Below are 12,721 nucleotides of genomic sequence, written 5' to 3'. Positions count from 1 at the left end.
ATGAAGGTCATTTATATAACAACTAGTTTTAATATTTTCAGTGTCTTAGGTAATTTAAGATAAGCTCTGTCGTATCCTTTTGGCTCATGCAATGAGCCCGGAAGTTACTATATCACAGAATTTATCTATATTGACCTGTCATAAACGACAGTTGATTAATTTCTATTCTAATATATATTTTATATGCGTGATTTATGATTTTGGTTTTAGTTAAGTTAAAGAGAATCAAGTTATTATTGCAGACAATTCATCTGTCATGCATGCACGAACTGCTTTCCCAGCTGAAGAAGAGTGTTGCGTGTTACTACAGATGAAAAAATCGAAGAGCAGATTTGTGTAGGTTTTTTATATTATACTTGAGTGATTTTTTAGCAATGAGGAGTATTAAGATTGGATCTTCTATCTACATTGGTACTTCTTTCAGTATTGGGGCTGGTCACTTCGTGTATCACTGCTATGGTCGGAATGGGCGGTGGTCTTCTTCTACTTGCTGCTCTTCCAGGTATATTGCCAGCAAATGTAATTATCCCAGTACATGGAACGGTACAGCTTTCTAGCAACTTCAGCCGATGGGTATTTGGTGTTAAGCATACATGTGTTAAACCTTTGTTGTTTTTTTTAGTCGGTTCAATAGTAGGTACATTGTTTGGAGCAAAGCTTTTACAATATATCGATGTGGCTATTATACCAGTTACTACAAGTGTATTTATACTTTTTATATTATGGACGCCAATAAGCAGTATTCTTAAAAAAATACCTGGTCGTTATGCTTCTCTAGGCGCTGTCCAGACTTCTATGTCTCTATATGTTGGCGCAACAGGCCCGCTAAGCACATCACTTCTTTTCAAAGAAGGTTATCACCCAGATCAAGTTGTTGTAACAAATGCTGCAGTTAATACTGTGGTTAATGTTGCTAAAATTATTGTTTTTACATCATTGGGTTTTGTTTTTAAAGATTATCTTCCTCATATTTTAGTTACATCAGTTTTTGCTGTTGCTGGCTCTTATGTAGGGACTCATTTTAGAGATAAAGTTAATGATGACTTGGCTAGAATGGCATTAAAGGTGGTGATATCTATTTTATGTTTAAAAAATATTATCTATTTTTTATGGAAAATTTTTTTTTAAATTTTATATAGAATTGAAAAGAGACAGGTGATATCAAGATTTTCAATAAGCCTTTCATTCAAGACGCAGTTGTTTCGACTATGAGAGTACTTTTATATAGAACAGAATGTGCTTCCAGGTTAGTAAAGCCGATTTCGTTGTAATTTCTGGATGGAATCAGCTTGAATGACACTAAGGAGTTACAATAAAATACATAGCAATGGATTTAAAACAATTGAAAGCCGAGCATCCACCACTGAACTAATCTTGCTGTCCAAGCAAGTTATGGTCGTTCATGCTTGCACTGATACAAGCTTTCATGGAAATCCCACTGGTGTCTTGTGGTGTTATAGCCCTCCTGATTCTGCTGTTATGAGTGCTTTAGCACAACATATGTCATTACCTGTTATTGTCACTCTCGAAGAGTCACTGCCTGTTCTAGTTACCTTAGATGAGAATAATACATCTAAAACTTTCTTGATTCGCTGGTTCACAAAGACTGCGGAGCTTGATCTGTGTGGATATGGTTTAATGGCAGCAAGTTACATGCTATTTGACCGGAGAGGTGGGTTGAATAACCAGCTGTGGTTCAGATCCCGCTGCGGTATGTTACTGGCTAGCAGAGAGAGTGGCCAGATAGTTTTAGATCTGCCTCAATTTGACAGCTCTTCAGTTGATGATGTTACTGCCTCGTTAGTTGAAAATGTGCTAAACCTGGATCTGTTGGAGGTTCGTCGCTCTACAGATGATTTAATTGCAGTTGCTCGCTCCGAGAATTATGTGACGGGATTTGTACCTGATTTTACAGAGATTGAAAAGCTTGAGTGCAGAGGTATCATCTTGACGGCTCAAACCTCTTCCAAAAGCCTCAATACTGGATATGATTTCGTTTTACGTTTCTTCGCACCACGTATTGCCATTTTTGAAAGCCAAGTCTGTATCTCTGCTCATTGCAAGCTTTATTCTTATTGGACTGCTATCTGTCAGTCTCAAGTCTTGTATGCATGGCAGGCTTCAACCAATGGCGGACGAATGAAAATAGAGGGACAAAATGGACGGGTTTTGATCACAGGCCGTGCGTGCAAAACTATCCCTGGAAAATAAGCAGTCGAATTGCTTCACTGTTTTCCATGCCGAACTTGATAGAGAATTCGACATCTGCCCCTCAAGGGCTGACGATAGAGAAAGGAAGACACTTCGCTTAAAATTAAAAATTAAAAACGCCTTGGCTCTCTCAAGCCAAGGCGTTGGTTTTCTCTCCGTTTGCCAACCTATTCGGTCAGCGCTTTTTCCGTGATGGCTTCTTTCCGGCACTAACCGGTGCACTATCCTTTTCGCCGCTATCGCCATTAGGGAAGTGGGCACGAACCAGTTCCAGCAGGCCTTGAGTGGAGGCGTCGAAGTCAGCGGCGTTGGTATCGATGCGTTCGCTGATTTCACCGGCGATACGCTTGCCAAGCTGCACACCCCACTGGTCAAAGGAGTTGATATTCCAGATCACCCCTTGCACAAACACCTTGTGCTCGTAGAGCGCGATCAATGCGCCGAGGTTTTTCGGCGTTAGCTCGTCGAGTAGTAACGTGCTGGAAGGGCGGTTGCCGGGGCAACTGTAGGGGTCGTGCTGGCTTAGCTCTTTGCTGTCCCCCTGGCTGCCTTCCATAAAGGCGTTGGCCTGGGCGAGCATATTGGTGAGCAGGGCGAAGTGGTGGTCTTCCACGCCGGGTTCGGGCTTGAGCGAGGCGATAAAGTCGATGGGCACGTAGCGGGTGCCCTGGTGCAGTAGTTGAAAGAAAGCGTGCTGGCCGTTGGAGCCGGTTTGGCCCCAGACAATTGGCCCGGTTTTGTAGTTAACCGGGTGGCCGAAAATATCCACTGACTTACCGTTCGACTCCATATCCAGCTGCTGCAGGAAAGAGGGCAGTTGGTTCAGCGCCTGGTCGTAAGGCACGATGGCTTGGGTTTCGGCGCCAACAAAGTTGATGTACCAAATACCAATCAGCGCCATCAGTACCGGCATGTTTTGTGAGAAGGGCGCGTTGATGAAATGGTTATCCATTTCGTGGGCGCCTTCCAGCAGTTCGATAAAGCCTTCAAAACCGATCGACAGCGCAATCGGCAAACCGATAGACGACCACATGGAGTAGCGACCGCCCACCCAAGCCCAGAACTCGAATACGTTCTCCTCGCGAATGCCGAACTCCATCGCTGCCTTGCGGTTAGTGGAAGCGGCGATAAAGTGCGCACCCACGTCGGCGTCTTCGCCAGCGTTCTCCAGGAACCAGCGCCGGGCTGTTTTGGCGTTGAGCAGCGTCTCCTGGGTCGAGAAGGTTTTGGTGGAGACGATAAACAGTGTGGTGGCGGGGTCGAGGCGCGAGAGCACCTTCTGAATATGGGTGCCGTCCACGTTGGAAACAAAGTGGAAATGCAGCTCCGGGTGGCGGTATTTGAGCAGCGCGCGCACCGCCATATTGGGGCCTAAATCCGAGCCGCCAATACCGATATTGACCACATCCTTAATGCGCTGGCCGTTGTAACCTTTCCACTCGCCGCTGCGCACCGCTTCCGAGAACACCTTGATCTGTTCGCGGGTGCGGGTAATTTCCGGCATCACGTCTTCACCGTCTACATGAACCGGTTCATCGCTTAAATTACGCAGGGCAGTGTGCAGTACCGGGCGGTTTTCGGTGACGTTGATAATGTCGCCGGAGAACATCTGTGCGCGGCGTTGAACCAGCGCAGAGTGGTCGGCCAGCTCAAGCAGTTTGGCAAGCACTTCATCAGAGACGTGGTGCTTTGAGTAGTCAAGAAACAGCCCGCCGACCCGCAGGCTCATCTTCTCAAAGCGCTGTGGGTCATGGGTGAAGTAGTCACGAATGCGGTCGTTAGCGGTTTTATCGCGTAGGCGGTCAAGCGCCTGCCAGGTGACACTGCGAGTTAGCTGAAACATAGTGCGATCCGTTTGTTATAAGTGAACGTGGCAAACCAATGCGAAAAGTGGCGTTATGTAAAAATACTACATAAAAAGCGGTAAATAGTGGAGTGTATTTATACCGTGAAGGAGATTAACTGCGTAAGACTACCTATTTTTTCTGAGGGCAGGTTGTGAGAGCAGGCGCTATGCCTGCCCTTCACATTTGATGATAAGCCCTTAAGTGGCAACGGCGACTTGGGCCGCGCCGCGTTTGATAAACGCATAGCCTAACCCCGTTACCAACGAGCCCGCTACAATAGCGCCAAGGTAGAGCAGCGCTGGGGTAATGGCGTTAGGAATCAGCAGTACAAAGATGCCGCCATGAGGCGCCATTAGCTGCGCGCCTACCAGCATTGAGAGGGCGCCGGTGAGAGCACCGCCCACCATGCAGGCGGGGATCACGCGCAGCGGGTCTTTGGCCGCAAAGGGGATCGCGCCTTCACTGATAAAGCATAGACCAAGTACAAAGGATGCTTTGCCTGCTTCGCGCTCCGGCGCAGAGAACTTGTTGCGCGCGACAAAGCTGGCAATCCCCATACCAATGGCGGGCACCATGCCCGCGGCCATAATCGCCGCCATGGGGCCGTAGGTTTCAGAGGCGAGCAGGCCCACGCCAAAGGTGTAAGCGGCTTTGTTGACCGGGCCACCCAGGTCAAAGCACATCATCGCGCCCAGCAAAATACCTAATAGCACCGCGTTGGTAGAGCCCATGGATTCCAGGAAACTGGTCAGGCCAGTGAGCAGCGCCGCGACCGGTTCGCCAATCACGTAGATCATGGTCAGGCCGGTGACCAAGCTGGCGACCAGCGGAATGATCAGAATCGGTTTGAGGGATTCAACGCTGGAAGGCAGTTTAACGTAACGCGTCACCGCCAACGCCACATAGCCCGCCAGGAAACCTGACAAGATACCGCCGATAAAGCCGGAGCCGATATTGGCCGCCAGCATGCCGCCAATCATACCCGGCGCTATACCGGGCCGGTCGGCGATGGAGTAGGCGATGTAGCCCGCAAGTACCGGAATCATCAGCGCAAAGGCGGTGCCGCCACCAATCTGCATCAGCGCGGCGGCCAGAGTGCCTTCTTGCTCGAAGGCTTCAATGCCAAACACAAAGGAGAGCGCAATCAGCAGGCCGCCTGCCACCACCATCGGCAGCATAAAGGAAACGCCGGTGAGTAGGTGCTTATAGACGCCTTTCTCTTTAACGCTCTTATTCGCGCTGCCCGCACTGCTGTTGCCGCTTTCTATAGCAGCCTCGCTGAGCGCGGCTTCAAGAGTGGGGCGTGGCTTTTTCAGCGCGTTGCCGGTCGAGGTGCGGTAGATGCGTTTGCCTGCAAACCGAGCCGGATCAACGTCGATATCGCAAGCCAGTACGACCACATCGGCGTCGGCGATCTCTTCTTCCGTCAACTGGTCTTGAGCGCCTACCGAGCCTTGAGTCTCCACGCGAATGGCGTGGCCCATGGCTTTGCCCGCCTCTGCTAGCGCTTCGGCGGCCATAAAGGTGTGGGCTACCCCGGTGGGGCAGGCGGTAACGGCAACGATTTTCTTGCCACCCGCTTCGCTTGGGGTTGTGGCTGTCCCCGCAGCAGCCGGGGCGCTGTAAATGGGCGCCTCACGCTTGGCCTGGGCGAGAAAGCCACTTGGGTCGGGGAGGGCGCTGGCAATCGGCGCTTGGAATAGGCGCTTGCCTTCGAAGCGCTCTGGGGCCGGCACATGATCGGCGGCCACCACGATTAAGTCGGCGTTGGCGATCTGCTCGGCGGTTGCGGCCTGGAGCGGGGCGACTTCCCCGTGCATCTCCACGTGGGCCGTCCAGCCTTGGCGCTGGGCAGCTTGTTCCAGGCGCTTAGCCGCGAGGAAGGTGGTCGCCATGCCGCTGGGGCAGGCGGTAATCAGAATAATATTCATAGCGTGGCTCCCTCGGTGATGGTGTCATCAAAACGCCGTATCCGGGTGTGTTGTTGGAGTGAATCGAAATCGGCTGCATGGGGATCGCCCACGCCGACGTGGCGAACGGCCTCGGCAGACAACGCCGTGGCGAAGCGAAGGGTGTGCTCGGGGGCGTGGCCGCTAAGCAGGCCATGCAGGATGCCAGCGACAAAGGTGTCCCCGGCGCAAACAGTATTGGTGGCGGTGACCTTGGGCGGTGTGGCGTGCCAAGCACCTTGGGCGTTCACCCACAGCACTCCCTCCGCACCCGCTGAAATCAGCGCATTGGCGATGCCGCTTTCATGCAAGCGCTTTGCAGCACTTAAGCGCGCATCGGAAGACGTCATATCTTCGCCCGCCCATTCGGCCAGTTCATTTTCATTGGGCTTAACACCGGCAGGGTGCGTCGCTATCGCGGCATTGAGCGCTGGGCCGCTGGTATCCACCCATAGCGGCACGCCGCTGGTGTTTAAGTGGCTTAACAGTTGGCTGAAATCGTCAAGAGAGAGCCCTGGGGGCAGGCTACCCGCCAGAACGATGGCTTGTGGGGGCGTTGCGCTGGCAAGCTCGGTATTCAACGTATCGGTCAGTGCCTGCAAATACTCGGCGTTGATCGGCATGCCGGGGCCGTTAATGTCGGTAACGCGACCACTCTGTTCCGCAATTTTGGCGTTAATACGGGTTTCGCCCGGCACGCGCACAAAGGCATCGGTTAAGGCGTACTTGGCAAAGGCCAATTGGAAGGGCGCGTCGTTATCGTCGCCTAAAAAACCGCTGACCGTGACGTCGTGGCCCAGTCCGGCCAGTACGCGGGCAACGTTGACCCCTTTGCCCGCGGCTTCTAATTGCGCGCTGGTGGGGCGGTTGACGCTGCCCAGCACCAGCGCGTCGAGATTAAACGCCAAATCCAGCGCAGGATTCAGGGTAATACACAGCACGCGGGCCATTAGCGCGCCTCCAGCGCATCGCGCACTTCATCGCTGGTCGCTTGGGAAAGCGCGAGTTGAGCGCTGGCCTGGGCATCTGCAAAATCAAATTCGCGCAGGCGAGCCTTGACCAGCGGAATCTGCCGTGCGCTGACGGAAAGTTCGTCTACGCCAAGGCCGACCAACACTGGAATGGCCACGGCGTCAGAGGCCAACTCGCCGCAAACGCCGACCCATTTACCTTGGGTGTGGGCAGCCGCCACGGTCATTTGAATCAAGCGCAGCACCGCAGGGTGCAAACCATCGGCCTGGGCGGAAAGCTCCGGGTGGCCGCGGTCGATGGCCAGGGTGTACTGGGTTAGGTCGTTGGTGCCTACCGAGAAGAAGTCCACTTCGGCGGCTAGGCTGGGGGCTAACAGCGCGCTGGAGGGGATTTCAATCATCACTCCAAGCTGCACATCGGTGGCGCGCTGGGAAGTCGGAATCTCCTGGAGTAGGCGATCATAGATGACTTTGACCGCGCGGAACTCGGCAATGTCTTTGACCATCGGCAGCATAATACGCAGAGGGCTGTCTTTGCCGGCCATCAACAGCGCGCGCAGCTGGGTTTCGAGCACTTCGGGCTGGGTCAGCGCCAGGCGAATACCGCGCAGGCCCAGGAAGGGGTTGTCTTCCTGGGGCACCGGCCAGTAAGGGAGCGGTTTGTCGCCACCCACATCTAGCGTGCGAGCGACCAGTGGGCGGCCATCGAGGGCGTCAATCGCCTGGCGGTATTCGCCAATTTGGGTGGCTAAGTCTGGGGCGCTGGCGTGGGCCATAAATAGGAATTCGGTACGCAGCAGGCCCACGGCCTCGGCGCCGCGCTCCACCGCATCGGCGGCGTGGGCGGTGTTGCCCAGGTTGGCAGCGACTTCGACACGGTGCCCATCGCGGGTTTGGGCAACCTCAAAGCGGGTTTCCCAGGCATCGGCTTCACGCTGCTGGAGGTCGAGCAACTGCTGTTCGGCGCGTTGCAGGCGCTCCTCGGAAGGCTGCGATGTGACTCGGCCGCGTTCGCCGTCCAAAATCATCATACTGGCGTTGTTGAGTGCCATTACTGCCTGGCCAGCGCCGACGACCGCAGGGATACCCAACGCGCGGGCCAGAATAGCGCTATGCGCCGTGGCGCCGCCGCGAACGGTGAGCAGACCGCGTACCCGGGAAGTATCCAGACGGGCCACATCGGAAGGGCCGATATCGTCCATGACCAGGATGTAGGGGTGATCCGGCGGTTCGGGAAGTGTCACGTCGCAAAGCACGCCTAGCACCCGACGGCCGACATCGCGCAAATCGGCGGCGCGTTCGGCTAGCAGACGGTCGGCGAGCATCTCCTGGGCGTGGGCTGCGGTCTCAATCGCTTCCCACCAGCCTGCCTCCGCTGAGCGGTCTTCACGAATGGCATCCACTGCCGCGTGATGGAGTTCGGGGTCGTCCAGCATCTCTTCGTGCATGGAGAGGATATCGGCGACTTCGCCACCGGGTGCCTTGCGCACCAAGCTTTCCAGTTGGGCGGCACCCTCTTTTAGCGCGCTGTTTAAACGGCTGATTTCGTGCTCAGCGTCGCTGGCGTGCTCGGCGTAGTCGAACTGCATCGGGCGAATGACAAACACCGGCGCAATGGCCAAGCCGGGGGATGCGGCCACGCCTGCGTGGGGCGTGTCAGCCGCGAGGGGCTCGATATCCGCTTGGGCAGTGCTCGCTTGCGGGGTGCTGTCAAAGCCACCGTCAAAGGGCGTTACTTTTTCTCCCAGGCCTGATTCAACGGCCTCTGCGACGGCCTCTAACGCTGCGCTTGCCTGTTCGCCTTCGGCTGAAAGTACCAGCCACTGGCCGCGCCGAGCGCCCAGGCCGATCACTTTAGTCAGGCTGGCGGCGGAAACCGGTGTGGCGCTGCCTTCTTCCAGGCGTGCTTGAATCGGCATGGCCTGGGCGCGGGCAACTTGCACCAACTGCTTGGCGGGGCGGGCGTGCAGGCCGTGGGGGTTAAGCACACGCACCCGGCGGGTCTGGGTGCTGGCGGTCTCGCCTGCTAGGGTGGCCAGTAGTTGCGCGCTGGTTTTGCCCACCAAGCGTTGGCTTGCGCCGTTTTCTAACATCGCCATTAGCTGTTCTAACAGCGGGCGGTGGGCATCGCCGTGGGCAGCCAGGCAGAACAACGCATGTACCGGGTGGCCCGCGCTCTCCAGGCTCTGCTCCGCTGGCGTGGCGACCCCAAGCGCGGGCTGGTTAACGCCCTGGGCGCTGCTGGCCAGCCAGATTCCTTCGCCTAACCAGGTGGGCTGCGCTGCGGCGACGGCGGTAATGAAGCGGTTATCGACACAGCCGCTTTGGCGTAAGCGGGCGGCCGCGGCTAAAACCAGCTCTTGTGGATCGCGGGCGGGAAAGTTGACGCATAGGGTGTCGGCGTCCAGGCGGGGCTCAAGCGCCGGTTTGGAAAGCAGGCGCGCGACATCTGTCGCGGAGGTGGCACTGGCCAACTGCTCGGAAACACCCTCTTTGTCGAGTACGTGCGTCAGTTGGCGCAGAATATCCAGGTGTTCATCGTTTTGGGCCGCAATCGTTACCAGTACGTGTACCTGCTGGCCGTCGTGCCACTCAACCCCGCGGGGAAACTGCAGTACGCGCACGCCTGTTTGCTTTACATACTGGCGGCTTTCCGGCGTACCGTGGGGTATCGCAATGGCGTTGCCTAGAAAGGTTGAGGACTGCGCCTCGCGGGCGTGCAAGCCGTCGCGGTACTCGGCCTCAACCAATCCGGCGTCAACCAGCGTTTCAGCGGCACTGTCCAGCGCGGTTTGCCAGCTGTCAGCGTTGCGGCCTAGCAAGATGTCATTGGGGCCGAGTGTCAACATAGGTGTCTCCATGTAGAACCATAGTCGTAGCGCATCGAAGTGAGCTAGATGAATCGTATCATCGGTGTATAGTTGGCTATGCTGAATCGATTCACTGAATGAAACAAGGCTTGTGCTTTTAGACTTTGGTCTGGTAGGCGCTAACTTGCTGATAAACTGCCGAGTAACTTGAAGAGGAGCCACCATGACACTTGCCGATATTGCCCGGCTAGCCGGCGTCTCGCGCACGACTGCTAGTTACGTGATTAATGGCCAGGCCGAGCAGCGGCGCATTAGCGCAGCAACCATCGATAAGGTGATGACGGTGGTGCGTCAACACCGCTACCACATTGACCCCCAGGCGGCAGCGCTGCGCCGGGGCGCTAGCCGCTTGCTGGGGCTTATCGTGCCGGATCTGGAAAATATCAGTTACGCCCGGCTAGCCAAGCGCCTGGAACGTGGTGCCCGGGAGCAGGGGTACCAGCTGTTAATCGTCAGTTCAGATGACTGCGCAGAGAGCGAACGAACGCTCGCTCTGGCGCTGCGAGCTCAGCGTTGTGAAGTGCTGATTACCGCCAGCTGCCTGCCCAGCGACGATACGTTTTATGCCGATCTAGTAGATGAGGGCTGGTGCGTGGTGGGTATGGACCGTGGCCTTAACCCGGCCCGTTTTGCCAGCGTAGTGAGTAACGATCAAGAGGCGGCTAATACGTTGACGCGCTCGGTGATCGGCGAGGAAACCAAGCGCGTTGCCTGGTTGGAAGCAATGCCGAACCTGTCGGTTAGCTGCGAACGGCGGGCGGGCTTTCAGGCGGCACTCGAAGGCACTGCGATTGAACCGCTCTATCTAACCGGATCGCACTATGAGCGCAGCGAAGGGGCGCGTTTGGCAGCTCTACTGCTGGATGAACAGGGCGGTGCCGATGCACTGGTGGCTGGCTCTTACACGCTGATGGAGGGGGTGTTTGATGTGTTCTTGGAGCGTGGCGGATTGCCTGAAAATACCCGCCTGGCCACCTTTGGCGATCACCGGCTGCTGGATTTTCTCCCCCAGCCAGTTAATTCAGCGCTGCAAGACTATGACCGTATCGCCGAATTAACGCTGAACTGCGCATTAGCCGCTATGAACGGTAGCTATGAGTGCGGGCTGCAGGTGGTGGCGCGCCACCTGCATACCCGTTAGAGGCTTGATGTTAGACCGTTCTGGCCTGGGCCCAGGCTGCAGCATCCGGTATCGACATGTCGTAGCTCTCACTCAAATAGGGCGAGGAGAGCAGAAAGTCGGCGCTCGCCGCGTTGCAGGCGACCGGCACATTCCACAGCGCTGCTAAGCGCAGCAGCGCTTTGACATCCGGGTCGTGGGGCTGGGGAGAGAAGGGATCCCAAAAGAAGATCAACACATCCAACTGCTGCTCCGCAATCCGTGCGCCAATCTGCTGGTCTCCACCCAATGGACCGCTCATGAGCCCCTCGACTTCAAGACCTAGCGCGTTCTTAAGCCGCTTAGAGGTGGTGCCAGTGCCAATAAGCTCATGCTGGCTAAGCGTGTCCTGCCAGCGGGTGGCCCACTCCAGCATTTCACTCTTCTTGCCGTCGTGGGCAATGAGCGCAATGCGCTTGCGCGCTTGCAGGGTGCGAATAGCCTGGCGGGGCGGTTGCGCGTCACTCATAGCGATACCCTCTTTCTCATAGTGTTCTTTGTCATGCTGGTCTTTCCACTTTTTGGTTTTTTAGTATTGGACTACGATAGTGTTTATATAGTAATTTTACTACATATTGGATGTTAACTAGCGAATTGAGGCGGTTGAAGCAGGATTTTCCGCTATCATGACGTTTAAGTACGTATTTTTGGTAAATTTTTTACAAAACATACCATTGGCTATCACTGGTAATTGAGGAGCTATCATGACAATAAGAGTTGCGATTAACGGATTTGGCCGTATCGGCCGCAATGTGCTGCGCGCCCTCTACGAAAACAGCTACCGTGACCGTGTTCAGGTGGTTGCCATTAACGATCTAGGCGATCCCTCGCTAAATTCCCACCTGCTGCGTCACGACACTGTGCATGGCCACTTCCCTTTTAAGGTAGAACACGACGCCGAGAGCATCACGGTGGATGGCGATCGTATCGCCATCTCTTCAGAGCGCGACCCTGCGAAACTGCCGTGGTCAGCAATGAATATTGATCTGGTGATGGAGTGCACTGGGTTGTTCACCAAGCGTGCAGCGGCGGCCAAGCATATTGAAGCGGGGGCCAAGCGCGTGCTGATTTCTGCTCCTAGCCCGGATGCCGATGCGATGATCGTTTATGGTGTCAATGAAGGTGTGTTGACTGCTGAAGATACCGTTGTTTCTAACGCTTCCTGCACCACCAACTGCTTAGCACCGGTAGCGAAAGCAATAAACGATGTTGTTGGTATCGAAAACGGTTTAATGACCACCGTGCACGCTTACACCAACGACCAAAACCTGTCGGATGTTTATCACACTGACCCCTACCGGGCGCGCAGTGCCACCCACTCGATGATCCCGACCAAAACCGGCGCTGCGGCGGCGGTAGGCATCGTATTGCCGGAGCTAGCGGGCAAGTTCGATGGTTTGGCGGTTCGTGTGCCGGTGATCAACGTTTCGCTGGTGGATCTCACGTTTACCGCCGGACGCGATACCACCAAGGAAGAGATCAACGCCATCGTTGAGAAGGCTGCCGCCAACTCGCCGGTGTTGGCGGTCAATGCTGAGCCGCTGGTGTCTATCGACTTCAATCACGATGCTAACTCGTCGACCTTTGATGCCAACCACACCCGCGTGAATGGCCGTCTGGTCAAAATCATGGCCTGGTACGACAACGAGTGGGGCTTCTCCAACCGTATGCTGGATACCGCGCTGGCCATGCAGGCGACGGCTAAATAACGCCT

9 protein-coding genes are annotated in these 12,721 nt (G+C 55.2%); 4 read left to right on the top strand and 5 right to left on the bottom strand.

Features of this window, described 5'->3' with window-relative positions; genetic code table 11:
- Positions 1-390: 390 nt before the first annotated feature.
- Positions 391-1,128 carry a sulfite exporter TauE/SafE family protein gene (locus QT230_RS18390; RefSeq protein ID WP_308323612.1) on the top strand — a complete coding sequence of 246 codons (738 nt, stop codon included), beginning with the start codon at positions 391-393 and terminating at the stop codon, positions 1,126-1,128.
- Between the two features lie 165 nt (positions 1,129-1,293).
- A complete protein-coding gene (locus QT230_RS18385; protein ID WP_308323611.1) occupies positions 1,294-2,211 on the top strand; it encodes a PhzF family phenazine biosynthesis protein in 918 nt (305 codons plus the stop codon).
- A gap of 175 nt (positions 2,212-2,386) precedes the next feature.
- Here QT230_RS18385 and pgi read toward each other — a convergent pair whose 3' ends face one another.
- The 4 genes from pgi to ptsP all read right to left on the bottom strand — a co-directional run bounded on the left by pgi (position 2,387) and on the right by ptsP (position 9,827).
- On the bottom strand, positions 2,387-4,054 hold the full coding sequence (gene pgi, locus QT230_RS18380) for a glucose-6-phosphate isomerase (RefSeq protein ID WP_308323610.1): 1,668 nt from the start codon (positions 4,052-4,054) through the stop codon (positions 2,387-2,389).
- 201 nt (positions 4,055-4,255) lie between these two features.
- Positions 4,256-5,989 (bottom strand): PTS fructose-like transporter subunit IIB, encoded by a 1,734-nt coding sequence (locus QT230_RS18375; RefSeq protein WP_308323609.1) that lies wholly within the window; start codon positions 5,987-5,989, stop codon positions 4,256-4,258.
- Entirely contained in the window at positions 5,986-6,957 is a 972-nt protein-coding gene (gene pfkB / locus QT230_RS18370) for a 1-phosphofructokinase (protein WP_308323608.1), read from the bottom strand. The genes QT230_RS18375 and pfkB overlap by 4 nt, the downstream gene beginning before the upstream one ends.
- Positions 6,957-9,827: a phosphoenolpyruvate--protein phosphotransferase gene (gene ptsP, locus QT230_RS18365; RefSeq protein WP_308323607.1), complete on the bottom strand. Its 2,871-nt coding sequence runs from the start codon at positions 9,825-9,827 to the stop codon at positions 6,957-6,959. Before ptsP ends, pfkB begins: the two co-directional genes overlap by 1 nt.
- 184 nt (positions 9,828-10,011) lie before the next feature.
- Here ptsP and cra point away from each other — a divergent pair, with 184 nt between their 5' ends.
- Entirely contained in the window at positions 10,012-10,989 is a 978-nt protein-coding gene (gene cra / locus QT230_RS18360) for a catabolite repressor/activator (RefSeq protein WP_308323606.1), read from the top strand.
- Between the two features lie 10 nt (positions 10,990-10,999).
- Here cra and QT230_RS18355 read toward each other — a convergent pair whose 3' ends face one another.
- Positions 11,000-11,476, bottom strand: coding sequence for a methylglyoxal synthase (locus QT230_RS18355; protein WP_308323605.1), 477 nt, complete (start codon positions 11,474-11,476; stop codon positions 11,000-11,002).
- A 235-nt stretch (positions 11,477-11,711) separates the two neighbouring features.
- Between QT230_RS18355 and gap the strand changes: the two genes are divergently transcribed.
- Entirely contained in the window at positions 11,712-12,716 is a 1,005-nt protein-coding gene (gene gap / locus QT230_RS18350) for a type I glyceraldehyde-3-phosphate dehydrogenase (RefSeq protein ID WP_308323604.1), read from the top strand.
- The last annotated feature ends 5 nt before the right edge of the window (positions 12,717-12,721 follow it).

The sequence above is a fragment of the Halomonas sp. SpR8 genome, from assembly GCF_031010195.1.
Classification (GTDB): Bacteria; Pseudomonadota; Gammaproteobacteria; order Pseudomonadales; family Halomonadaceae; genus Vreelandella.
This window is presented reverse-complemented; position numbering and strand designations above follow the sequence as displayed.